Consider the following 22,233-nt stretch of genomic DNA (forward strand, 5'->3'; position numbering starts at 1 on the left):
CGTAAACCAAGTGTCCCGCACGATCACTCGCGACGGGACACCCGAACGGCAGATCAGCTGAACAGCGCGGTCAGGAAGGTGATGACACTCCCGAACGCATCACCCACGGCAGAAAACGCACCGCCCACCGCGCCTGCGGCATTGGCCGGCTGAGTGAACAGGTAGAAGCCGGCAAAGGCGATGAGCGACCAGATCAACAGCTTCTTCGGCATGTCGCCACTCCTTGTTTCTAACTAACCACTCGGTCGACTGCGGTTGAGTGTTTATATCACGGACGGTCACTAATTGTCACTGACTGAACACAGCCCACCGCACAATGCTCACCAGGTACAAGATCCATTCTGTAACGGATCCGGGGGCACGGCAGCGACCGGCGCGCCGCCCTGAGACGGAGAACGCCGTGTGCCACGGAAATCCTCCGGCCTTTGCCCGAAATCGGAACAACTTCCGATGAACGGAAAGCAAAGACACGATGTGACACTGCGTGGTCGATTGTTTCACGGAGAGACAATCGTCACAACGCGGCGATCAACTCGTCCGCCGCAGAATACGGGTCGGTGCCGCCGTCCGCGACCTTGGCGGCCAGCACGTCCAGCCGGGCGTCACCGTGCAGGTGCGCGAACCGGGCCCGCAGCGCGGTCGTCGCGATCGCCTCGATCTCGTCCCGCGCGCGACTCCGCCGGCGCTCGGTGAGGACGCCGTTCCCGCGCATCCACTCCAGCCGGTCCTCGATCGCCTGCACCACCTCGGCGACCCCTTCGTTGCGGGACGCAACCGTCTTCAGGATCGGCGGCGTCCACGCGCCCTCGGTGCGATCCGCCAGCGCGAGCATCGACCGGAGGTCCCGGGTGACCGACTGGACGCCGTCCCGGTCCGCCTTGTTCACCACGTAGATGTCGCCGACCTCCAGGATTCCGGCCTTGGCCGCCTGGATGCCGTCGCCCATCCCGGGCGCGAGCAGCACCAGCGTCGTGTCCGCCATCCCGGCGATCTCGACCTCGGACTGCCCGACGCCGACGGTCTCGACCAGCACCACGTCGAACCCGGCCGCGTCCAGCACCCGCAGCGCCTGCGGCGTCGACCAGGACAGCCCACCGAGATGCCCGCGGGACGCCATCGACCGGATGAACACGCCCCGGTCGGTCGCATGATCCTGCATCCGCACCCGGTCCCCGAGCAGCGCACCACCGGAGAACGGCGACGACGGATCCACCGCGAGGACGCCGACCCGCTGGCCGGTCTCGCGGTACGCCGACACCAGCGCGGACGTCGACGTGGATTTCCCGACCCCCGGGGAACCGGTGATTCCCACGATGTGCGCGTTCCCGGCGTACGGCGCCAGCTCGGCCATCACCTCGCGCAGCAGCGGGGACTCGTCCTCCACGAGCGAGATCAGCCGGGCGACGGCCCGGGAGTCACCCTCCCGGGCCCGTTCGACCAGCTCACCGACCGGCGGAGTGCGTCGTGGCATCAGCTCTTCGAGACCCTGACGATCAGAGCGTCGCCCTGACCGCCACCGCCGCACAGCGCCGCCGCGCCGACGCCACCGCCACGGCGGCCGAGCTCGAGCGCCAGGTGCAGCACGAGCCGCGCGCCGGACATGCCGATCGGGTGGCCGACCGCGATCGCGCCGCCGTTCACGTTCACCTTGTCGTCGCCGACGCCGAGCTCGCGCGCGGACGCGATCCCGACCGCGGCGAACGCCTCGTTGATCTCGATCAGGTCGAGGTCGCCGGGCGCGATGCCTTCCTTCGCGCAGGCCTTGGCGATCGCGTTGGCCGGCTGGCTCTGCAGCGTCGAGTCCGGGCCGGCGACCGAGCCGTGCGCGCCGATCTCGGCGATCCAGCTGAGCCCGAGCTCCTCGGCCTTCGCCTGGCTCATCACGACGACCGCGCACCCACCGTCGGAGATCTGCGACGCGGATCCGGCCGTGATCGTGCCGTCCTTGCCGAACGCCGGGCGCAGCTTGGCAAGCGCGTCGACCGACGTGTCTCCACGAACGCCTTCGTCACTGTCGACCACCAGCGGGTCGCCCTTGCGCTGCGGCACCTCGACCGGCACCACCTCGTCGGCGAACAGGCCGTTCTTCCAGGCCTCCGCGGCGCGCTGGTGCGAACGAGCGCTGAACTCGTCCTGCTCCGCGCGGCTCAGCTTCAGGCCGGTGTTGTTCGCCTGATCGGTGAGGGCACCCATCGCCTGGTCGGTGAACGCGTCCCACAGGCCGTCGTACGCCATCGAGTCGACGAGCGTGGTGTCGCCGTACTTGAAGCCCTCGCGGGACTTCGGCAGCAGGTGCGGCGCGTTCGTCATCGACTCCATGCCGCCGGCCACCACGACGTCGTACTCACCGGCGCGGATCAGCTGGTCGGCGAGCGCGATCGCGTTCAGCCCGGACAGGCAGACCTTGTTGATGGTGATCGCCGGGACGTCCATCGGAATGCCGCCCTTGACCGCGGCCTGGCGGGCGGTGATCTGACCGCCGCCGGCCTGCAGTACCTGGCCCATGATCACGTACTCGACCTGGTCCGGCGTGACGCCGGCCTTCTCCAGTGCGCCCTTGATCGCGAACCCGCCGAGTTCGGCGCCGGTGAAGCCCTTGAGGCCACCCAGCAACCGCCCGATCGGGGTCCGTGCACCGGCGACGATGACGCTTCGGTTCCGCGTGTCAGACATGCTGTCACGATACCTGCGGAGGCACTGGTACGCCGCTGCTCGAACGCGTCAGACGGGTCACACGGATCGCGCTCCCGACCATCCGCGAGCCATGTCATGTGGGCCACTTTTGATGGCCTGCCGGAGCACTCTGCGCCAGGCTGGCGCCATGGATCAGCTGTTCGACGCCATCGACCATGTCGGGATCGCGGTCGCCGACTTCGACGAGGCCGTCCGGTACTACGCGGACGTGTTCGGCATGACCGTGGCGCACGAGGAGATCAACGCCGAACAGGGGGTCCGCGAGGCGATGCTCTCGGTCGGCGACTCGGGTTCGTCGATCCAGTTGCTGGCGCCGCTGTCGGACGCGTCGCCGATCGCGAAGTTCCTCGACCAGCGCGGTCCCGGCATCCAGCAGCTCGCGTACCGGGTCACCGACCTCGACGCGGTCTGCGCGATCCTGCGCGACCGCGGCGCCCGCCTCCTGTACGACGAGCCGAAGCGCGGCACCGCCAACTCCCGCGTCAACTTCATCCACCCGAAGTCGGCCGGCGGCGTCCTGGTCGAACTCGTCGAACCCGCCGCGTGATCCACCGTGTGTCCAGCGTGTGATCCGCCCAGCGTCACGGGGTGCGGACGAGGGGTGACGGCGCGCAAAGACAGTGCCCTCGGAGGGGTTCGGCGGACTACCCTGTTCGGGTGCTGAAGGACAGCGCCACCGACTCCTTTCACGGTGCGCCGGCCGGGTTCCGGCACGAGGGGTTCGTCCATTCCGGGGACGACGACTTCGTGCGGCGCGCGGCCGCGTTCGTTCACGAGGGGCTGGCGGCTGGGGACGAGGTCGTGGCCGTGCTGCCGCCCGAGCGGATCGCGGTACTGCGTGACGCCCTCGCACCGGACCGCGACAGCATCCTGTTCGCCGACATGACCGTTGCCGGTGGCAACCCGGCGCGGCTGATCCCGTTCTGGCGCGAGCTCCTCGACAAGCATTCCGGCCGCCGCGTCCGCGGACTCGCCGAGGCCGCGTACCCGGGCCGCGGCGACGCGGCGTACGACGAGGTGCTGCTGCACGACGCACTGTGCGACATCGCCTTCGCGCGGGACTCGTCGTTCCGGCTGCTCTGTGCGTACGACGCCGCGGCCGGGATCGATCCGACCGCGATGCATTCGGGCGCGGAAGCCCTTGCGGAGAAGGCGTTCCGGACCGCGCTGCACGACGTACCGGATCGGGCCGAGCGGTGGGAGTTCGGGCCGGCCGAGCTCGGGGAGGTGCGGCAGTGGGTGAGCGGGCATGCCGCGTCGCACGGCGTCTCCCGGGACCGGCTCGAGGACCTTTCGCTGGCGCTGCACGAGATCTGCACGAACAGCATCCGGTTCGGCGGCGGCCGCGGCACGTTGGCGGTGTGGATCGCGGACGGCGCGCTGCTCTGCGACGTGACCGACAGCGGGCGGATCGACAACCTGCTGGTCGGGCGGGTGCTGCCACCGCTCGACGGGATCGGCGGGCGGGGTGTCTGGCTGGCGAACCAGCTCTGCGATCTCGTCCAGCTGCGATCGGGTGACGACTTCACGCAGGTACGGCTGCACACCCGCCTTCGGTAGTCGGACGGCAGTAAGACCGAGTAAGACCACTGACAACGGTGGACTGCAAAAGTGACGGTCGTCTCAACTGGGTCGGGCTGTGTCACAAGGCACAGCCACGGGCGCATACTCAGCGGTAAGTTCCGCTCACTCGATTGACCGCCGCTGCAGGAGGTACTCCCGTGAAGCAGATCCTTGAGGCGATCCTCTCCGGCGACAGCGCCGCTGTCGGAGAACTCGACGTACCGGACCACTACCGCGGGATCACCGTGCACGCCGACGAGGCGACCATGTTCGAGGGACTGGACGCCAAGGAGAAGGATCCGCGCAAGAGTCTGCACCTCGACGACGTACCGACGCCCGAGCTCGGGCCGGGTGAGGCACTGGTCGCCGTGATGGCGAGCGCGATCAACTACAACACCGTCTGGACGTCGATCTTCGAGCCGGTGTCGACGTTCTCGTTCCTGAAGCGGTACGGGAAGCTGTCGCCGCTGACCGCCCGCCACGACCTGCCGTACCACGTGGTGGGCTCGGACCTGGCCGGCGTCGTACTGCGGACCGGGCCTGGCGTGAACGCCTGGAAGCCGGGTGACGAGGTCGTCGCGCACTGCCTGTCGGTCGAGCTGGAGTCACCGGACGGGCACAACGACACGATGCTCGACTCCGAGCAACGGATCTGGGGCTTCGAGACGAACTTCGGCGGTCTCGCCGAGCTAGCGCTGGTGAAGTCGAACCAGCTGATGCCGAAGCCGGACCACCTCACCTGGGAGGAGGCCGCGTCGCCGGGGCTCGTGAACAGCACGGCGTACCGGCAGCTGGTGTCGGCCAACGGCGCCAACATGAAGCAGGGCGACGTGGTGCTGATCTGGGGCGCCTCCGGCGGTCTCGGGTCGTACGCGACGCAGTTCGCGCTGAACGGCGGGGCGATCCCGGTGTGCGTGGTGTCGTCGCCGGAGAAGGCGGAGATCTGCCGGGCGATGGGCGCGGAGCTGATCATCGACCGGAACGCCGAGGGCTACAAGTTCTGGAAGGACGAGACCACCCAGGACCAGCGGGAGTGGAAGCGGTTCGGGGCCCGGATCCGCGAGCTGACCGGCGGCGACGACCCGGACATCGTGTTCGAGCACCCGGGGCGGGAGACGTTCGGGGCGTCGGTGTTCGTTGCGCGCAAGGGCGGGACGATCGTGACCTGCGCGTCGACGTCCGGGTTCATGCACGAGTACGACAACCGGTACCTGTGGATGAACCTGAAACGGATCATCGGCTCTCACTTCGCGAACTACCGGGAGGCCTGGGAAGCCAATCGGCTGATCGCGAAGGGCATGGTGCACCCGACCGTCAGCAAGGTGTACACGCTCGAGGACACCGCGCAGGCGGCGTACGACGTGCACCGCAACCTGCACCAGGGCAAGGTCGGCGTCCTCACCCTGGCCCCCGAGGAGGGCCTCGGCATCAAGGACCCGGAATTGCGCGCGCGGCACACGGACGCGATCAATCGCTTCCGTAACAGGTAACAGATCATCCGTTTGGGCGTTTCAGGGGGATTCTGACAGGCTTAAGGTGGGGGATTCACGCTGAGCCGCCAGAAGGGAATCTCGGGAATGCCTGACGAGTCGAGCCTGCCGTTCTTCGACCGCACGGCCACCGCTGCCGGGGGCTTCCCCGTCAGCCGCCGTGGGTACGACAAGCAGGCCGTGGACGACTATGTCCGCGCGCTGGAGATGCAACTCGTCGAGACACGCAACCGCGCCGACGAGCTGCAGCAGAGTGTCGCGCCGATGCAGCGCCAGCTCGAGGAGACCCGGCGCCAGCTCGAGGCCAGCGCGAACCCGTCGTACGCCGGACTCGGCGACCGGGCCGCGCAGATCCTCCGGCTGGCCCAGGACCAGGCGTCCGAGGCGCTCGACGAGGCCAAGCGGGAGGCCGAGGAACTGCGCGCGAACGCCCGCAAGGAGGCCACCGCGGCCCGGGCGACCGGCGAGCGGGAGGCCGAGGACATCCGCACGGTCGCGCTGAACGAGGCGGACAGCATGCGTCGCACCGCGGAGGGTGACGCAGCCGAGCTCCGGCGTACGGCGGAGACCGAAGCGGCCGAGGTACTGCAGGCCGCGCAGCGCAAGGGCGACCAGCTCACGCTGACCGCCGAGTCGCAGGCGAGCACGCTGAAGAACGGCGCGCTGCACGAGGCGGAGAAGATCCGGACCGCGATCCAGCGCGAGTCGGCGGCGCTGCGCGCGCGGCTGGCCGACGAGCGGGAGCAGCAGGCCAAGGAGCTCGCCGACAAGCACCAGCAGATCGCGGCCGACACCGACAGCCTCACCACCCAGATGAAGGAGGCCGCCGAGGCTTCCGAGCGCCGGGTGGCGGAGGCGACCGAGCAGGCGCGGAAGATCCGGGCCGAGGCGGAGGAGTCGGCCGAGCGGACGCTGGCGCGGTCGCGGCGCGAGGCCGAGCAGTTGCTGAGCACCGCGCGGACGCGGTCCGAGGCCGAGCTCGCCAACTCCGCCGACGAGGCCGAGCGCTCACGGACGGTCGTCGCCCGCGAGACCGAGCGGCTCGCGAAGCGGCGGGACGGGATCCTGACGCAGATCGCCGGGCTGAACGAGATCGCCAGCAACATCGCGCGACAGGCGGCGGAGCTCGACTCCGAGACGGCGGCGCCGTACGTCAACCCTTTCGCCCGTCCCGCTGAGTCCAGCGGGTCCACTGATTCGGCGGCTGGTTCTGCGGCTGGTTCTGCGGGCGCTCCGGCGGCCGAGGGGGCTGGTCGGCGGCCGTTCGGGAGTGCGCCGGGGACGGGGGCGGGGAGCCCGTTCGCGTCCGGGGCCACGGACAGCCCGGCGAAGGGGGCCGGCGAGAGCCCTTTCGCGGGGACGACGCCGACTGACAACCCGTTCCCTGGGGCGACCCCGGCCGACAACGGGTTCCCGGCCGCTACCGAGGCTGACAACCCGTTCACGGGGGCCACTCCGGCGGGTGGGTTCGGTACGTCGGGCGCTGGGTCCTCGGGCGCTGGGTCCTCGGGCGCTGGATCCTCGGGCGCTGGATCCTCGGGCGCTGGATCCTCGGGCGCTGGATCCTCGGGTGCTGGATCGTCGGGTGCTGGATCTTCCGGTGCTGGATCTTCTCGTGCGGGAGCTTCTGGTGCGGGGTCTTCGAGTGTGGGGACTTCGGGCTCGGGGTCTGCGGGTGCGGGGTCGGTGAGCGGGGCATCGTACGACGACGGCGGGCCGTTCACGGGTGCCAGCCCGTTCGTCGGTCTCGGTGCGGGTGACGCCCGGGTCGACGAGACGCGGATCGACACCAACCTGCGCGTGGACCCGAAGGACACCGACGACCTCGCCGACAAGACCACCAGCAAGTCCGCCGGCGGTCCCGCTTCCGCTGCGTCCAGCTCGACGGGTTCCAGCAGCACCAAGTCCAGTGCGGCTGGGGCAGGCAAGAGCGGCTCGGCGGCGAAGGGATCCGGCTCGGCCGGTGCGGACTCGGGCGCGAACGGTTCCGCTAAGGCGGGTGCGACGTCGGCCGGTGCGACGGTGTCGAGCGCGACTGGTTCTGGTGTGGGCTCGGACGCGTTCGCGGACGAGGACGAGCCGAAGGATTCGACGAGGATCGACGAGTTCCGGCTGGATGACCTCGCGAACGAGGAGACTCGGGTCCAGCGTTCGGCCGCCGCAGCGAAGTCTGCCGGGAAGCCGTCCGCCGACGACACGACCGATGCGGCCACCTCGAGCGCGCGATCCCCGAAGGACAAGATGTGACGCCAGCCGGCGACGACACCTCGACAGCGACCGACGCGGACCTCGCCGAAGCCACCCGCGAAGCGAAGACCGCCGCCGCGCAGGCCGAGGCCGCCGCCGACAAGAGCGACCACGCAGCAACCAACGCCACCACCGCAGCCACCCAAGCCGAGGGCTCCGCCGAGGCGGCCGCAACCGACGCCAAGCGCGCCGACAGCTCTGCAAGCCGGGCCGACGGTTCGGCTGAGGCGGCTGCTACCTCGGCCGAGCAGGCTGACACGGCCGCCGACAAGGCTGACACGTCGGCGGAGAAGTCGGACGACTCCGCCGAGGAGGCAGACGACGCGGCCGACCAGGCCCGCACGTCCGTCAAGGAAGCGGATGGTGCTGCTGGCGAGGCGGATGTGGCGGCCAAGGAGGCCGAAAGGGCTGCTGACAAGGCGGACGACTCGGCCGAGGCTGCGACGGATGCCGTGGGCAACGCCGCCGCAAGGGCTCGGGACGAGGACGAGAACATCGCCGAACTCTTGATCGACCAGCGGCACCCCTCCGAGGGCATGGGCCAGCCCGGCCCGCCGCTGCGGCGCTCGAACCCGTTCACGTTCGGGTTCTTCGCGGCCCTCGGCGTACTCGTGGCCTGGGGTCTGTGGAACGCGCTCGGTCAGGCCCGCTCGGTCCTCATCCTGCTGCTGGTCTCGATGTTCATCGCGGTCGGTCTGAACCCGCTCGTCGAGTGGTTCATGCGCCGCGGCCTGAAGCGCGGGCTGTCGGTCGGTGTGGTGTTCCTGCTGATGATCCTGGCGGTCGTCGGCGTCGGGTTCGCGATCGTGCCGGTCGTCACCGACCAGATCGACAGCCTGATCAAGAACGCCCCGGGGTACCTCGACCTGCTCGAGAAGTCGAAGACGCTCAACAACCTGAACACGAAGTACCACTTCATCCAGAAGGCGCAGGACTACATCCAGGACCCGGCGCTCGCACAACGCGCGTTCGGCGGGATCCTCGGCGTCGGGAAGGTGGTCGCGAACGCGCTGTTCAACACGTTCACGATCCTGATCCTGACGCTGTACTTCCTCGCGTCGCTGCCGTCGGTGAAGCGGGCGGCGTACAGCCTGGTCCCGAACACCCGCCGGCGCCGGGTCTCGATCCTCGGCGACGAGGTGCTGGGACGGGTCGGCGGCTACGTGAGCGGTCAGTTCATGGTCGCGCTGTGTGCCGGCGTCTGCATGTTCATCTTCCTGGAGATCGTCGGCCTGCGGGACTACGCCGTGGCGCTGGCGATCGTGGTGATGGTCTGCGACTTCATCCCGATGGTCGGCGGTCTGATCGGCGTCGTCGTGGTCTCCCTGATCGGTTTCACCGGCGGCCTCTGGACCGGTATCGCCTGCCTGATCTACGGCATCATCTACCAGCAGATCGAGAACTACGTCGTGGCCCCACGCATCATGCGCCGCGCAGTGGACATCCCCGGCGCCGTCACCGTCATCGCCGCCCTCCTCGGCGGCGCCCTCCTCGGCGTAGTCGGCGCCCTCCTGGCCATCCCGTCGGCCGCCGCCATCCTCCTCATCATCCGAGAAGTCTGGGTCCGCAAAGCCGACGCCTCCTAGCAGGCGCCCTCCCCGATCGGCCTACACGCGCTGCTTTCGGGTCTGACCGGCCGTCTGGCCTCGCGCGGACGAGTCACCACTCGCCCCCCGAAGCCGACGGCCGGTAGCTTTTTGCGCGGCCGGACGATCGCTGTCCTGCTCTGCAGTCGTTTCGGTTCGAGGTCTCCTGGATCGGCTGGGCTTGGGTGGTGTCACCTCGACGAGTTGCAAGGAACGTCCGTCGTCGAGGTGGATGACGAGGTCGTGGGCGAACTGCTGTCTCGCCTCTCGCATCACCTTCGCCGCGTCGGCGCTCTGCCCTTCCGCCGCAGCCTGCACGAGTTGCGACACCCGCTGATGGGAAACGCCGAGCACACTACTCACGTCCCTGACCGGAACATCTGCGTCCGTGAGCACCGACGCGACCTCCTTGGTCAACTCGGCGACCAGCGTCTCGAGCTCTTTCGCCCTGCGTCGGAGGCCGTCGACCAGGGTCTTCGCCTCGAGCAGATCCCGCCCGTCGGCGTCGATGCCGGAAACCTCAACGGCGACCTTCGAGAGTGGAGAGTCGGTCACCACAGCGATGTACTCCCGCGCCATCTGCTCGACCTCGTCCAACCGACGAGCCTGCGTCAGACCATCGAGCTCAGGTACGGCGATCATCCACCACCGATCGTCCCGGCTGACGCTCACCTCGTAGGTCTTCATTGCTCCGTCCCCTCACACTCGGCGAGTGCCTTGTCGACCTTCCGCACGACTCCTGGCGAGATCACCCGATGACCGTCCGGCACCACGAACGTGTGCCGACCACAGGAACACTCGTACAGGCTGTGCGACCCTTCCGTCCTGACTCGCCGCCAACCGGCGTCCTTGAAAGCCTTCACGACTTTCCGTGTCGGCTGTCCACTGACCATGATTTTAGTCTATGGAGCTAGACACTTTCAAGGCAAGTCGCATAGACAGATGCTCAAGCGGTGACGTCGAGGATGAAGTGTTGGGCGGGGGTTAGGCGGGTGTGGGTGTTGACGCGGATGTAGGTCTGTTGGTCGAGTTGTTGGGGTAGGTGGCGGAGGGCGAAGTACGAGTGGAGGGCTCGGCGGGGTTTGTCGGTGTGGTTCTGGGTGCCGCCGTGCCAGAGGTGGCTGTTGAAGATGACGACGGTGCCGGCGGTGCCGGTGAGCTGGATCTGGTCGGGGTGGGCGGCGGCGGGGTCGGGCATCTCGTCGCTGGGCATGGTGCCGCGGCGGTGGGAGCCGGGGACGACGCGGGTGGCGCCGTTCTCGGGGGTGAAGTCGTCGAGGAGCCAGATCGAGTTGCAGACCTCGTACGCGCCTGGCTCGACGGCGTGACCGGAGTCGGCGTGCAGCGCCTGATGCCCCTCGCCGGGTAGTGCGGCGCGGCTGTTCAGCGACGACAGCTTGAACTCGCCGAGCACGTGGCTCATCGCGGCCAGCACGCGCGGATGACTGAAGCAGACCTCGAACATCGGGTCCTTGTTCACCAGGTCCGCGAGCCGGTCGGTGCCCTTCTCCTGATGGACCTCCAGGCCGGCCCGGTCCCCCTCGGCGGCGATCAGTTCGGCGAGGCGTTTGTTGAGTTCGGCCACGTCCTCCGCCGTCAGGATCCCTTCCAGCGGCAGGAACCCGTCGCGGTCGAGTTGGTCCTTCTCGGCCTGCGTGAGGACGTCGTCGGTCACGCCGAGGTCGCGCAGTGCGGTCGCCATATCCATTCCGAGCTCTCCTTCACAGATGCACGAATCGATGCCAGCATCGTTCCGACGTACCCGAGAAACAATGCAGAAGGCGACTCCGGTTATGCACATATCGCCACGACTGCTCGGCGCCGGCGTTCACACCGCCGCACCCGGGAAGGACTATCCGTCGCACGCGCACACGTCCTGGGAGCTCGTGTACTACGTTCGCGGCCGGATCACCTGCCCCGTCGGCGACACGACGTACGACGCGACGCCGGGCACCGTCCTACTCACGCCACCGCACACCTGGCACGCCGAACAGAGCCGCACCGGGTACGCGAACCGCTTCCTCCAGGTCGACGCGAACCCCAACCACCCTTGGCCGCGACTCTGCTACGACGACGCCGACCACACGCTCGGCCGCGTCTTCGATGCTCTCGTCCGCGAAAGCACCCAGCCCGATACCGACGAGCTCCGCGCGCTGCTCCTCGCCGAACTGGACCTTCGCCTGCGCCGTGCGGCTTCCCCACCGCCGACGCCTACCGAGCAACTGGTCGCGCAGGCAGAGCAACTGTTCGAGGAACGCTTCGCCGCCGGCCTGCGCGTCTCCGAGGTCGCCGCCGACCTCGGCATCTCGCCGTCTGGCCTCCGCGCCGCGTTTACCCGGCTGCGCAACACCAGCCCACAGGCCGCGCTGCAGGCAGTTCGCCTCCGCCACGCGCTCGCCCACATCCGCAACTCGACGCTGCCGCTGCAGGCAGTCGCTGAGCTAACGGGGTACCACTCCGTCAGTCACCTGTCCCGCCACGTCAAAGCAGCGACCGGCCAACCACCAGGCGCCCACCGCGGCGCGTCCTAGGTCACTCCTTCAGCAGCGACCCGATCCACGCATCGACCCGCTGCCCGCGATGCACGAGCCGCTTCCGTAACTGCCCTTCCATCACGAACCCGGCCTTCTCCGCGACCCGCCGCGACGCGTGATTGCCAACCTCCGCACGCCACTCGACCAGCTCCAGCCCTCGTACGTCGAATCCCCAGCGACACACCGCTCGGACCGCCTCGGGCGCGACCCCACGCCCACGAGCGGCCGGCGCGGTCCAGTACCCGACTTCCGCCGTACCGTCGCCTCGCATCCCCAACCCGACCCGCGCGATCCGCTCCCCCGTCGCCGCGTCCTCGACCACGAACTCGGCCCGCTGCCCGCTCACCGTCTGCGCGATCGCGAGCTGCTCGACGAAGTACCGCGCATGCTCCATCCGGTACGGCGACGGCACCTGGACGAACTGCTGCACCGCAGGATCCTGCGACACCTCGAACACCCACGCGATGTCCTCGGTCGTGAACGGCCGCAGGATGAGACGTTCCGTCGTGATCCGCATCAGCGCTCCGACTTCACGAGCTTCATGGTGATGCGTGAGTCGACGCGCGCGATGGCGGGGGCGCTCAGCATCGTCACCGGTACCGTGGCATGTCTCGTCCTGACCAACTTCGTGATGCCTGCCTAGGAGCTAGATGGCCTACTTCGAACGGGTGGACGAGTTCGCGTACCGCGCGACCAGCCATGTCGGTGGGGCCTGGGATACCGCGACGCAGCACATCGCGCCTGCGCTCGGACTGCTCGCGCATGTGGTCGAACGGGATCGAGACGCGCGGCGGAGTGACGGGCTGGTGATCGGGCGGTTGTCGTACGACATCCTCGGGACGTTGCCGGTCGACGTGGTGGAGGTCGCGGTCCGGGTCGTGCGGCCCGGGCGTACGGTCGAGCTGGTCGAGGCGACACTCAGCCACAACGGGCGGGACGCCGTACTGCTGCGTGCTTGGCTGATGCAGCCTGGCGAGACTGCTCGTCTCGCCGGCACCGCGTTTCCGTCCATCACGCCGGTCGAGGACATGCCCGAGTGGGACGCGACGACGGTGTGGCCGGGTGGGTTCATCGCCTCGGCCGAGGTACGGCGCGAGCAGGCCGAACCGGGACGAGCCGCGTTCTGGGTCCGTACGCCGATCCGGTTGATCGCTGATGAGGACGTCAGCGGTCTCGCCCGCGCCGCAGGCCTGTTCGACATCGCGAACGGGATGACGGTCCGCGGCGACCCGAAAACCGTTGCCTTCCCCAACATCGATCTGACCGCGCACTTGTTCGACGTCCCCGAGGGCGATTGGCTCGGCTTCGACACCACCGTCTCCTTCGGCCCGTCCGGCATCGGCCTCACCAGCAGCACGCTCCACGACCACCGAGGCCCCGTCGGCACCCTCACCCAAATCCTCACCCTCCGCCCGAACTGACACCCGACGAGGCGCGGCGGACGCCCTCGAAGCCGAGCCTCGCCTTCTCCCCCCGGCCCACAGCCACGCCCACTCGCCGACTCGTGCCGAACGGTCCGCCCCCGAAACCCCGAGTCGTGAACCGTGGTTGTCTTTCAGCCACCGCGAGCCACGACTCGGCGACGCGGGCGAGCCAAACGCTTCGAGTCGTGGGAGATGGTTCGGGACAGGGACTCGAGGCGTGAATCGTGGTTGGTGTTTGGCGCCTCGGTTCACGACCCGGCGACGTGGGCTGTGGGTACCGGGTGGGTAGGTTGGGGTGATGGACGAGGTGGGTGGGAGCGGTACGGCGTACTGGCCGGTGCCGGTGATTGATGCGGTGGCGATCGACTGTGAGGACCCGGACGGGTTGGGGCAGTTCTGGCAGTCGTTGCTCGGTGGTGAACTGCGGCCGGACCAGCACGGCGTGACCGAGTTGCACGGTGGTCGGGTGCGGCTCGACTTCGCGCAGGTGCCCGAGGGTAAGGACGTGCGGAAGAACCGCGTGCACCTCGACCTGTATGTCCCGCCGGAGTCCAAGGATCAGGCGATCGCCAACGCCCTGCACCTCGGCGCGACGCGGGCCGACGACATCTACGACGGCGACCTGTGGCAGTGCATGCGGGACCCCGAGGGCAACGAGTTCTGCTTCGTGTGGGGCGCGACGCACAGCTGAGTCAGTCGGCCGCGAATGCCGCCCGTACCGTCGTCACCTCGATCCCACGATCCTCGATCGCCTGGCGGATCTCCGGGTCGGTGACGATGGCCTGGTCGGAGAGTCGGTACTCCTCGGCCCACCGGTAGGTGTCCGATCCCGGTCGGTGGATCGCGCCGAGCTCCGGGTGGGCCGCGGCGCAGTGGGTCACGAGCAGGTGCACCCCGGGCGTCAGCTTGTCGAGGTACTCGAGGACCCAGGTCTTCTTCGTCGCCGCGTCCCGGTCGCTCAGCGTCTCGATCGACGCGAACCGCCGCGATTCCTCCGGCCCGTAGATGAACGGTTTCCCGGTCGTCTCCGACACGACCTCGTACGCCGCCGGCACGGACGACCCCATGTGGAGGTCCAGGTACTCGACCTCCAAACCTTCCGCCGCGAACTTCCCCACCTGAGCTGTCAGCTCCCGCACCGCGTCATCCAGGGTGATGGCCGCCGCGGCCTCGGCCACCGTACGCCGGAACGTCCCGTCGTCGCCGACCAGCGAGATCCCGTCCGTCAACGGCCGCCAGCGCAGGAAGTCCCACTCACACGTCAACGTCTGATGGACGCCGAGCGGTACGCCGAACTCCCGCGCCAGCGCCGCCGCCTCGGTGAACCAAGGACACGCCGCCATGGTCGACGCCTGCGTCACGATCCCGTCCCGGAACGCCTGCACCGTCCCCACGTTGACGGCATGACACATCCCGAAGTCGTCCCCCTGCACAACCAACCGAACCTCAGCCACGCCCGATCCCTTCATCCACAACGAAGCCATCCACGAACAAGCCCGACCACGACCGTACGTGTTTCCGGCGGCGTGGACCTACGGACCGGCGAGTTTGGTGACTTCTGGGGATTGGTTGGTGTGGAAGGCGCAGGCGCGGGGGTAGGAGGCGAGGCAGCCGCGGGTGGTCATCAGGGCGGTGTAGTAGTCGATGTAGCGGAAGCCGTAGGTCTCGCCGCGGGCGAACGCCTGGTGGCGGATGGCCGAGACCCAGCGGTAGAACGCCTCGTCGGAGATCGGGACGTAGACCGTGGGCGTGAAGCCCTCCATGTCCTCCCAGTTCTCCGCGTGCATGATCGTGCGTACGCCGTGCCGCGGGAGCTCGGCGAGTTTCGCGGCGAGTTCGGGGTAAGGCGTCATCGCGGCGAAATCGTCCGTCGACTCGACGGGCAACCCGGCCAGGAAACGAGCGCGCTCCGCCAGCACGGACGTGTGCTCGTGGTCGCGGTGGATGGAGTGTTTCCAGTGCGTGATGATCGTGTCGGGCTGCTTCTCGCGGATGATCCGGGCCAGCTGCAGCGCGACGTCGTCGGTGTCGGGCAGGAACCCGTCGCTGTTGTCGAGGACCGCGAAGTCCGCGCCGATCGCTTCCGCGAACGCCGTACCCTCGGCGATCTTCTGCTTCTTGTACTCGGCCGGCGAGAGCCGCGGGTGACCGCGCTCGCCCGGGGTCAGCGCGACGATCGTGGTGGCCGCGCCTTCCAGCGCGAGCTTGGCCAGCGTCGGCCCGGCGGTCAGGTCCATGTCGCCGATGTGGGCGCCGATGGCGAGCACTGTTCTGGTCACAAGGGTCTCCTCATTTCAGGCCACTGAGTACGACGCCACGCACGTAGTACTTCTGGAAGATCAGGAACACGACCAGCACCGGGAGCGTGCTGATCACCAGGCCGGCCATCACGATCGGCATCGTGCGGTCCGGGTCGAGGAAGCTCTGCAGCAACTGGATGCCGACCGGCAGCGTCTGCAGATCGGGGTCGGACGACGAGATCAGCAGCGTCCAGATGTACTCGTTCCAGGTGCCGATGAAGGTGATCAGCCCGAGTGTGATCGCGACGGGTTTGGTCTGCGGCAGGACGATCAGCCGCCAGGTCTGCCACTGGTTGGCGCCGTCGATCTTGGCTGCCTCGAGCATCTCGTCCGGCAACGAGACCATGAACTGGCGCATCAGGAAAATCCCGAAGCCGCTGACCGTGAACGGCAGGATCAGCGAGATCAGGCTGGTCGTCAGCCCGCCGTCGCCGCCGCGCCCGAGGATGTCGTTACCGCCGGCGAGCGGCCAGTTGAGCATGATCAGGAACGTCGGGATCAGCAGCAGGAACGGCGGCAGCATCATCGTCGCGAGGATGAAACGGAAAATCACGGCGCGGCCGCGGAAACGCAGTTTCGCCAGTGCGTACCCGGCCATCGCGGACGTGATCAGTACGGAAATCGTCACGCTGACCGTGACGATCACGCTGTTCCGGAACAGCCGCGGCAGCTCCAGCTGCGCGAAAGCCTCGCGATAGTTGGAGAAATCCCAGTGCGAGGGCAGGAGCCGGTACGGAATCACGCCGTACTCGCCCGGGCCCTTGAAGGAGCTCATCACCATGTCGAGGAACGGCATCACCATCGCGACGCCGCCGAGGATCACCACCAGGTACGCGAACCACGGAAACTTTCCGCGCCGTTTCACGAGGTCTCCTCTCCGCGCCGCCGGGCGATCCACAGCTGCAGCAGGGTGATCGCGAGGATGATCACGAACAGCACCATCGCCATCGCGCTCGCCGTACCCCAGGCGCCGTACTTGAAGGCCCGTTGGTACATCTCGAAGGCCGCCACGTTGGTCGCGTTGACCGGTCCGCCATCACCCGTCATCACGATAATCAGCGCGAACGACTGCAAGCCGCCGATGAACTGGGTGATCAGCACGAACAGCAGCGCCGGCCGTAGCAGCGGCAACGTGATCGACCAGAACATGTTCCACGAGTTGGCGCCGTCGACCTCGGCCGCCTCGTAGTACATCTCGGGGATCGCCTTCAAGCCCGCCGTGAGGATCAGTACGGCGCCGCCGATCGACGCCCATGCGTGCACGATCGTCACCGACGGCAGCGCGTACGACGAATCGGACAGGAAACCGATGCTGTTCACACCGAGCTTGTTCAGCACGCCGTTGATCAGCCCGGCCGGCTGGTACATCATCTTCCAGACGTTGCCGATGGCCACCACCGTGGCGACCACCGGCAGGAAGTAGAGCACCCGCCAGAACCCCTGGAACGACAGCCGGTCGATGCAGTAGGCAACCAGTACCGAGCCGAACGTCGCCAGGAAAACCGATCCGAAGGCGAACAGCAGCGTGTTCACCAGGATCGGCTTCACGAACGTCCCGTCGAAGCTCAGGACGTCGCCGAAGTTCTTGAACCCCGCCCACTTCATGGTGCCGAGGTCGAACCCGCCCCAGTCCGAGAACGCGAGCACGATCGCAAAGATGAACGGCAGGATCAGGAACACCGTGAAGAACAGCAGGGCCGGCGTCAGGAACAGGTACGCCGCCCGCCCCTCGCGATGGAGCTTCCCGACCTGGCGGGCCGGTGCCGCGACGGCACCGACCCTCCCGACCGCGGTCGTCATTGCGGTTTGACCGCCTTCGCGGCCTGCGCCAGCGCGTCGTCGGGGTTCTTGCCGTCGGCAAGCACGCCCATGATCGCGTTGTGCAGCGCCGTCTTCGCCTCGTACGCGCCCGGCTGGTTCGGCTCCGGCATCGCGTACGTCGCCGCGTCGTAGATCGGCGCCAGGTTCGGGTCGGACAACGTTTTCTTGTACTCCGCCTGGTCAGCGGTGCGCGGCGGGATCAGGCCCTGGTCGGCCAGCCACTTTCCGGTTTCCGTGACGTTTCCGCTGTCGGCCTTGTGCTCGTTCATCCAGGTCAGGAACTTCCACGCCTCGTCGGCGTGCTTGCTGCGCTGGTTCACGCCCATGAAGAACCCGTACGCCAGCGAGCCTTTGCTGCCCGCGGCCGGGCCCGGGATCGCGGTCACGCCGACGTCGGAGTACTTGTCCTTCATCTGGGTCTTCAGGCTGCCGATCCACCAGCCGGCCTGGATCGCCATCGCGACGCCGCCGCTGCGGAACTGCTTGGTCGGCATGATCGACGGGTTGGTCGCCTTGGCCGCGGCCAGGTCGGCCTCGAACTTCAGCGCCGACTTCCCGGCGGCGTTGTCGAACTCCGGCGTACCGTCGGCGCCGAGGAACTTCCCGCCGGCGGAGTCGAGCAGCGACAGGAACGGGTGCACGGACTTGTTGTCGCCGTCCTGGATCAGGCTCAGGCCCTCGACCTGGATGTTGCCCTTGGCATCCCGCTTGACGGTCTTCTTGGCCGCGTCGGCGAGCTCGGCCCAGGTCGTCGGCGGCTTCGTCACGCCGGCCGCGGCGAGGATCTTCTTGTTGTAGAACAGCACGTAGGTGTTCAGCTCGGTCGGGTAGCCGAGCAGCGTGTCACCGGTGGTCACCGCGCCGAGCGCGGCCGGGCTGTACTCCGCCTTGATCTTGGTGGCGATGTCGTCGGGCACCTTCTGGACGACGTTCGCCTTCATCAACTGGCCGCCCCAGAGGCCGTACGCGCTGACGATGTCCGCGCCGCGGCCGCCGGTCTGCCGCACGGTGAGCGTGGTCAGCAGGTCGTCGAACTTGACCACCTGCGCCTTCACCTGGATCTTCGGGTTGTCCTTGTTCCACTGCTGGATCATCTTGTCCAGCCCGTCCTTGGACGGCCCGTCGCTGTAGTGGCTGAGCAGCGTCAGCTCGACCTTGTCGCCGCCTCCGCCCGAACCACTGCCGCCGCCACACGCGGCAGCGCCCGTGGCGAGCACACCCAGCGCGACGGCCAGCCGCAAACCCTTGGCAATCCTCATGTCATTCCTTCCCGCCAGCCGGGAGCAACGGCGCCCGGAGGATGGTGAACGTGCGGGTGATGTCGAATCCCGTCTTCAGGTACAGCTGCCCGGCCGCGGACGCCTCACCGGTCCACAGGAACCAGGCGCTGTGTGCGCCGGCGGCGACCATCCGCTCGAGCGTCAGGTGCAGTAGCACCTTCCCGAGGCCGGTACCGCGGGATGCCGGTAGCACCCCGAACGGCCCGAAGCGGTCGATCACGCCTTCATAGGTCCCGTGCATCGCCCAGCCGAGGATCGCCCCGCCGGGTTGTGCTCGATCGGGTTGTGCTCGATCGGGTTGGCGCGCCACCACGATCCGATCCAGTGGTAGACCGGCGACGACGCCCTCACGAATGGCGCGCGCCCAGTCCGGGTTGAACTCCGCGCCGGCGATCGCGATCAGTGCGGTCAGCTCGTCGTCGGATGGTGTACCAAAGCTGTAGCCCTCGGCCGTCAGCGCGTCGATGCGCTTGCGCACCTCGTCCGGGATGGCATACCCGACGAGTCCGCGGTCCATCGCGACGGCGTCGTACCGGCGCTCGAAGCCCATCGAGCCGAGCAGCCGGGCAGCGTCTGGGTAGCGGTCCGCGTCGAGGCCGGGGAGGAAGTAGTTCGGCGTGTACGACGAGAAGTAGACCTCCGACCGTCCCTCGGCGCGGAGCCAGTCCGTTGCCGCGGTCAACAACGCGCGGCCGACGCCCTGGCGGCGATGGTCCGGGTGCACGAAGAAGAACGGAATCCAGCCGGAGTCCGGCTCGAGGTCGTCGGCGTCGGCCGCGATCAGCCGGCGGACCGCGTACGCGGCGCCGACGATCTGATCATTGATCACGGCCACCTGGAGACCGGCCGCGTCGAAGTTGCGATCGAGCAGGAACAGGTCGCGGAAACGCCGGTAGCTGATCGGGTCGGCCGGCGCGGCGGCCGTCCAGGCCGCGGCCAGCGCCGGCCCGTCGCCGACCTGGAACGCACGGATCATCAGGCAGGGGTCCCTTCGTAACGCAGTACGCCGGGTCGTACCCACCCGGCCGGTGTGATTGCCGCAGGCAAGAGCGCGACGGGGTCCTCGCCCGCCTCGAGGGTCTTCCGCAGCGAGTCCGAGCCCCACAACTTGTCGAGTGACGGCAGCATGCCGAAATCGTCGGCGTACAGCTCGTTCAGCACCCGGAGCATCACCAGCGCGGTCCGCACCGGCTCGAACGCGTCCCGGTCCACGACGTGCAGTTGTACGCCGGACACCGCCTGGCCGGCGTGCTTGCTGAACACCGGCTCGAACCAGGTCCGTCGGAACATCACGCCCGGCAACGCGCAGTCCCGCAACGCCGGCGCCAGCCGATCGTCGACGTACGGCGCCCCGATCGTCTCGAACGGTCGCGTGGTCCCGCGGCCCTCGCTGAGGTTCGTGCCCTCGAAGAGACCGGTGCCGGGGTATACCAAAGCTGTGTCCAGCGTCGGCATGTTCGGCGACGGCGGCACCCACGGCTCGACACCGCGCGTGTCCCGCGTCCAGCCCTCGAGTTCGACGACCGTTGCCGGGCCCAACTGCAGAGCCAGTTCGCCGGCGGTCAGCCCGTGCCGGAGCGGGATCGGCGCGCGGCCGACGAAGCTCTCGAACCCGGGCTGCAGCATCGGCCCTTCGACCCGGACACCGCCGAGCGGGTTCGGCCGGTCCAGCACGACGAACGGCTTGCCGAGCCGCGCGGCGGCCTGCTGGCAGTCGTACATCGTCCAGACGTAGGTGTAGAACCGCGTCCCGATGTCCTGGATGTCGAAGAGCAGGACGTCGACACCGGAGAACAGGTCGTCGAGCTCACGACCCTGCCGCATGTACGTGTCGAACACCGGGAGCCCGGTGTCGGGATCGACTCCCTCGCCTTCGCTCGCACCCGCTTGCGCCGTACCGCGGAGCCCGTGTTCGGGACCGAACAACGCCGTCAACGGCAGACCGGCCGCACGCAACGCGACAGACGTCGGCGTGAGGTCCGGCAGTACGCCGGTGAAGTTCGTGATCAGTCCCAGGCGCCCGTCGGGCACCAACCTCGGGTCCTCGGCCAGCCGCTGTGCGCCGGTCCGGACCACCATCGCCACCACCCAACCCAGATCGTGGATCCTGCAGGAACTGGGTTGAAAACTTACCGATGTTTTCGGGCGAAGGTCAATGGATTACGGACAACCGTTTACCAACCTCATCCGAGGAACGGGACGAGCGCGGCCAGGAAGTCGTCGAGGCGCTCGGCGTGGACCCAATGGCCGGCCTCCGGAACCTCGGCGTACCGGACCTGCGGGAAGTACTCCGCGATCGTCGCACGGTGGTCCTGCTGGACGTAGTCCGACTTGCCGCCGTAGATGAAAAGCGTCGGCCCGTCGTAGTGCAGACCCGCCAGACCGGACGGCCACCCGGAGATCGCCGGCAGCGCCACTTCGATGACCGGCAGGTTCGGCCGCCAGCGAGCGCCGTCGGAGTCGAGGATCAGGTTCTGCAGCAGGAAGGCGCGGGTGCCGGGGGTCGGTACTGCGTCCACCAACTGCGCGTCGACCTCGGCGCGACGGGTCACCGACGAGAGGTCGGCCGTCCGCATCGCCCGCGCGTACTCGACGAAGGCCGGCGGGTACGCCACGGGCGCCGCGTCGACGACCACGAGCCGCTCCACGACCGACGGGTGCCGCAGCGCGGTGAGCATCGCGGTCTTGCCGCCCATCGAGTGCCCGACCAGCGCGACCGGCCCGACCCCGAGCGACTCGATCGTCTCCCGGACGTCGTCGGCCATCTCGGGGTAGCTCATCGTGTCGACATGCGGCGAGGTGCCGTGGTTGCGCAGGTCGAACGCGAACACCCGGTGCCGGTCCGCGAGCCGTCGGGCGGCGGTCATCCAGTTCCGGCCCGAGCCGAACAGCCCGTGCATCACCACGACCGGCGTACCAGTTTCGCCGTACGACGTCACCGGGAGCTTCATGCAGACACCTTTCAACGGCTCCGTTGCCAGCACGCCGTGTGCCAGTGCCGCCGCTCGTCCAGCGACTGCGCACCGCCGATCGCGCCGAGCAGGCTGGGATTCTCCGGCCACACGACGACGTGCGGGGTGGCCGGCAGGATCTGCTGGTCGCAGCCAGGGCAGCGGTACGACTTCGCGGACGCGGACCCTGACACCCGCCGGACGATCCACTCGCCGCCGGCCTTCACCTCACGGCTCTGGGTACCACCGAGCAGGGGGGGGGGGGGGGGGCGCGGGCGGCGGGACCGGGGGCGTGCGGGGGGGGGAGCGCCGCCCCCGCGAGGGGGAGAGATAACTAGAGCAC

24 protein-coding genes are annotated in these 22,233 nt (G+C 68.4%); 8 read left to right on the top strand and 16 right to left on the bottom strand.

Annotated elements, in window-relative coordinates; translation table 11 throughout:
* Positions 1-53 precede the first annotated feature (53 nt).
* The 3 genes from ACWGID_RS36195 to ACWGID_RS36205 form a co-directional block, all read right to left on the bottom strand.
* A complete protein-coding gene (locus tag ACWGID_RS36195; protein ID WP_165546737.1) occupies positions 54-212 on the bottom strand; it encodes a hypothetical protein in 159 nt (52 codons plus the stop codon).
* A 302-nt stretch (positions 213-514) separates the two neighbouring features.
* Positions 515-1,471, bottom strand: a complete 957-nt coding sequence (meaB, locus tag ACWGID_RS36200) for a methylmalonyl Co-A mutase-associated GTPase MeaB (protein WP_452203869.1) — start codon at positions 1,469-1,471, stop codon at positions 515-517.
* Positions 1,471-2,673, bottom strand: a complete 1,203-nt coding sequence (locus ACWGID_RS36205; RefSeq protein WP_452203870.1) for an acetyl-CoA C-acetyltransferase — start codon at positions 2,671-2,673, stop codon at positions 1,471-1,473. The genes meaB and ACWGID_RS36205 overlap by 1 nt, the downstream gene beginning before the upstream one ends.
* 148 nt (positions 2,674-2,821) lie before the next feature.
* On the opposite strand from ACWGID_RS36205, the gene mce reads away from it, so the two are divergent.
* The 5 genes from mce (at position 2,822) to ACWGID_RS36230 (ending at position 9,580) form a co-directional block, all read left to right on the top strand.
* Entirely contained in the window at positions 2,822-3,241 is a 420-nt protein-coding gene (gene mce, locus ACWGID_RS36210; protein WP_452203871.1) for a methylmalonyl-CoA epimerase, read from the top strand.
* A 110-nt stretch (positions 3,242-3,351) separates the two neighbouring features.
* On the top strand, positions 3,352-4,254 hold the full coding sequence (locus tag ACWGID_RS36215) for an anti-sigma factor RsbA family regulatory protein (RefSeq protein WP_452203872.1): 903 nt from the start codon (positions 3,352-3,354) through the stop codon (positions 4,252-4,254).
* A 161-nt stretch (positions 4,255-4,415) separates the two neighbouring features.
* Positions 4,416-5,747 (top strand): crotonyl-CoA carboxylase/reductase, encoded by a 1,332-nt coding sequence (gene ccrA / locus ACWGID_RS36220; protein WP_452203873.1) that lies wholly within the window; start codon positions 4,416-4,418, stop codon positions 5,745-5,747.
* An 87-nt stretch (positions 5,748-5,834) separates the two neighbouring features.
* Positions 5,835-7,994 carry a hypothetical protein gene (locus ACWGID_RS36225; protein WP_452203874.1) on the top strand — a complete coding sequence of 720 codons (2,160 nt, stop codon included), beginning with the start codon at positions 5,835-5,837 and terminating at the stop codon, positions 7,992-7,994.
* Complete coding sequence (locus ACWGID_RS36230; RefSeq protein WP_452203875.1) at positions 7,991-9,580, top strand: AI-2E family transporter; 1,590 nt, start codon at positions 7,991-7,993, stop codon at positions 9,578-9,580. Before ACWGID_RS36225 ends, ACWGID_RS36230 begins: the two co-directional genes overlap by 4 nt.
* A gap of 21 nt (positions 9,581-9,601) precedes the next feature.
* Here ACWGID_RS36230 and ACWGID_RS36235 read toward each other — a convergent pair whose 3' ends face one another.
* Genes ACWGID_RS36235 through ACWGID_RS36245 form a run of 3 tightly spaced genes read right to left on the bottom strand, consistent with a single transcriptional unit; the run spans position 9,602 to position 11,288 of the window.
* On the bottom strand, positions 9,602-10,267 hold the full coding sequence (locus ACWGID_RS36235; RefSeq protein WP_452203876.1) for a hypothetical protein: 666 nt from the start codon (positions 10,265-10,267) through the stop codon (positions 9,602-9,604).
* Entirely contained in the window at positions 10,264-10,473 is a 210-nt protein-coding gene (locus tag ACWGID_RS36240) for a type II toxin-antitoxin system HicA family toxin (RefSeq protein WP_452203877.1), read from the bottom strand. Before ACWGID_RS36240 ends, ACWGID_RS36235 begins: the two co-directional genes overlap by 4 nt.
* 53 nt (positions 10,474-10,526) lie before the next feature.
* Positions 10,527-11,288: a phytanoyl-CoA dioxygenase family protein gene (locus ACWGID_RS36245; RefSeq protein ID WP_452203878.1), complete on the bottom strand. Its 762-nt coding sequence runs from the start codon at positions 11,286-11,288 to the stop codon at positions 10,527-10,529.
* A gap of 85 nt (positions 11,289-11,373) precedes the next feature.
* On the opposite strand from ACWGID_RS36245, the gene ACWGID_RS36250 reads away from it, so the two are divergent.
* Entirely contained in the window at positions 11,374-12,111 is a 738-nt protein-coding gene (locus ACWGID_RS36250; RefSeq protein ID WP_452203879.1) for an AraC family transcriptional regulator, read from the top strand.
* Position 12,112: 1 nt separating this feature from the next.
* Here the strand turns inward: ACWGID_RS36250 and ACWGID_RS36255 are convergent, their stop codons facing one another.
* Positions 12,113-12,631 (bottom strand): GNAT family N-acetyltransferase, encoded by a 519-nt coding sequence (locus tag ACWGID_RS36255; RefSeq protein ID WP_452203880.1) that lies wholly within the window; start codon positions 12,629-12,631, stop codon positions 12,113-12,115.
* A gap of 133 nt (positions 12,632-12,764) precedes the next feature.
* Here ACWGID_RS36255 and ACWGID_RS36260 point away from each other — a divergent pair, with 133 nt between their 5' ends.
* Positions 12,765-13,535 (top strand): thioesterase family protein, encoded by a 771-nt coding sequence (locus ACWGID_RS36260; RefSeq protein WP_452203881.1) that lies wholly within the window; start codon positions 12,765-12,767, stop codon positions 13,533-13,535.
* Positions 13,536-13,836: 301 nt separating this feature from the next.
* Entirely contained in the window at positions 13,837-14,229 is a 393-nt protein-coding gene (locus ACWGID_RS36265) for a VOC family protein (RefSeq protein ID WP_452203882.1), read from the top strand.
* A 1-nt stretch (position 14,230) separates the two neighbouring features.
* Here ACWGID_RS36265 and ACWGID_RS36270 read toward each other — a convergent pair whose 3' ends face one another.
* The 9 genes from ACWGID_RS36270 to ACWGID_RS36310 form a co-directional block, all read right to left on the bottom strand.
* Positions 14,231-14,992, bottom strand: coding sequence for a carbohydrate deacetylase (locus tag ACWGID_RS36270; RefSeq protein WP_452203883.1), 762 nt, complete (start codon positions 14,990-14,992; stop codon positions 14,231-14,233).
* A 78-nt stretch (positions 14,993-15,070) separates the two neighbouring features.
* Positions 15,071-15,817, bottom strand: coding sequence for a PIG-L deacetylase family protein (locus ACWGID_RS36275; protein ID WP_452203884.1), 747 nt, complete (start codon positions 15,815-15,817; stop codon positions 15,071-15,073).
* Positions 15,818-15,827: 10 nt separating this feature from the next.
* Positions 15,828-16,703, bottom strand: a complete 876-nt coding sequence (locus tag ACWGID_RS36280; RefSeq protein ID WP_452203885.1) for a carbohydrate ABC transporter permease — start codon at positions 16,701-16,703, stop codon at positions 15,828-15,830.
* Entirely contained in the window at positions 16,700-17,638 is a 939-nt protein-coding gene (locus ACWGID_RS36285; protein ID WP_452203886.1) for a carbohydrate ABC transporter permease, read from the bottom strand. Before ACWGID_RS36285 ends, ACWGID_RS36280 begins: the two co-directional genes overlap by 4 nt.
* Positions 17,635-18,918: an extracellular solute-binding protein gene (locus ACWGID_RS36290; RefSeq protein WP_452203887.1), complete on the bottom strand. Its 1,284-nt coding sequence runs from the start codon at positions 18,916-18,918 to the stop codon at positions 17,635-17,637. Before ACWGID_RS36290 ends, ACWGID_RS36285 begins: the two co-directional genes overlap by 4 nt.
* 1 nt (position 18,919) lies before the next feature.
* The gene (locus ACWGID_RS36295; RefSeq protein WP_452203888.1) at positions 18,920-19,915 is read right to left on the bottom strand and encodes a GNAT family N-acetyltransferase; all 996 of its coding nucleotides are present in this window, start codon (positions 19,913-19,915) and stop codon (positions 18,920-18,922) included.
* Positions 19,915-21,018, bottom strand: a complete 1,104-nt coding sequence (locus tag ACWGID_RS36300) for an exo-beta-N-acetylmuramidase NamZ family protein (RefSeq protein ID WP_452203889.1) — start codon at positions 21,016-21,018, stop codon at positions 19,915-19,917. The genes ACWGID_RS36295 and ACWGID_RS36300 overlap by 1 nt, the downstream gene beginning before the upstream one ends.
* Positions 21,019-21,122: 104 nt before the next feature.
* On the bottom strand, positions 21,123-21,890 hold the full coding sequence (locus ACWGID_RS36305) for an alpha/beta fold hydrolase (RefSeq protein WP_452203890.1): 768 nt from the start codon (positions 21,888-21,890) through the stop codon (positions 21,123-21,125).
* An 11-nt stretch (positions 21,891-21,901) separates the two neighbouring features.
* Complete coding sequence (locus ACWGID_RS36310; RefSeq protein ID WP_452203891.1) at positions 21,902-22,084, bottom strand: hypothetical protein; 183 nt, start codon at positions 22,082-22,084, stop codon at positions 21,902-21,904.
* Between the last annotated feature and the right edge of the window lie 149 nt (positions 22,085-22,233).

The organism is Kribbella sp. NPDC054772 (assembly GCF_053611945.1).

What these genes read in the sequence shown, in the direction of transcription:
- ACWGID_RS36195 (WP_165546737.1), bottom strand. Translation starts at nt 212, where the DNA reads ATGCCGAAGAAGCTGTTGATCTGGTCGCTCATCGCCTTTGCCGGCTTC.
- meaB (WP_452203869.1), bottom strand. Translation starts at nt 1,471, where the DNA reads ATGCCACGACGCACTCCGCCGGTCGGTGAGCTGGTCGAACGGGCCCGG.
- ACWGID_RS36205 (WP_452203870.1), bottom strand. Translation starts at nt 2,673, where the DNA reads ATGTCTGACACGCGGAACCGAAGCGTCATCGTCGCCGGTGCACGGACC.
- mce (WP_452203871.1), top strand. Translation starts at nt 2,822, where the DNA reads ATGGATCAGCTGTTCGACGCCATCGACCATGTCGGGATCGCGGTCGCC.
- ACWGID_RS36225 (WP_452203874.1), top strand. Translation starts at nt 5,835, where the DNA reads ATGCCTGACGAGTCGAGCCTGCCGTTCTTCGACCGCACGGCCACCGCT.
- ACWGID_RS36235 (WP_452203876.1), bottom strand. Translation starts at nt 10,267, where the DNA reads ATGAAGACCTACGAGGTGAGCGTCAGCCGGGACGATCGGTGGTGGATG.
- ACWGID_RS36240 (WP_452203877.1), bottom strand. Translation starts at nt 10,473, where the DNA reads ATGGTCAGTGGACAGCCGACACGGAAAGTCGTGAAGGCTTTCAAGGAC.
- ACWGID_RS36245 (WP_452203878.1), bottom strand. Translation starts at nt 11,288, where the DNA reads ATGGATATGGCGACCGCACTGCGCGACCTCGGCGTGACCGACGACGTC.
- ACWGID_RS36250 (WP_452203879.1), top strand. Translation starts at nt 11,374, where the DNA reads ATGCACATATCGCCACGACTGCTCGGCGCCGGCGTTCACACCGCCGCA.
- ACWGID_RS36255 (WP_452203880.1), bottom strand. Translation starts at nt 12,631, where the DNA reads ATGCGGATCACGACGGAACGTCTCATCCTGCGGCCGTTCACGACCGAG.
- ACWGID_RS36260 (WP_452203881.1), top strand. Translation starts at nt 12,765, where the DNA reads ATGGCCTACTTCGAACGGGTGGACGAGTTCGCGTACCGCGCGACCAGC.
- ACWGID_RS36265 (WP_452203882.1), top strand. Translation starts at nt 13,837, where the DNA reads ATGGACGAGGTGGGTGGGAGCGGTACGGCGTACTGGCCGGTGCCGGTG.
- ACWGID_RS36285 (WP_452203886.1), bottom strand. Translation starts at nt 17,638, where the DNA reads ATGACGACCGCGGTCGGGAGGGTCGGTGCCGTCGCGGCACCGGCCCGC.
- ACWGID_RS36290 (WP_452203887.1), bottom strand. Translation starts at nt 18,918, where the DNA reads ATGAGGATTGCCAAGGGTTTGCGGCTGGCCGTCGCGCTGGGTGTGCTC.
- ACWGID_RS36295 (WP_452203888.1), bottom strand. Translation starts at nt 19,915, where the DNA reads ATGATCCGTGCGTTCCAGGTCGGCGACGGGCCGGCGCTGGCCGCGGCC.
- ACWGID_RS36300 (WP_452203889.1), bottom strand. Translation starts at nt 21,018, where the DNA reads ATGGTGGTCCGGACCGGCGCACAGCGGCTGGCCGAGGACCCGAGGTTG.
- ACWGID_RS36305 (WP_452203890.1), bottom strand. Translation starts at nt 21,890, where the DNA reads ATGAAGCTCCCGGTGACGTCGTACGGCGAAACTGGTACGCCGGTCGTG.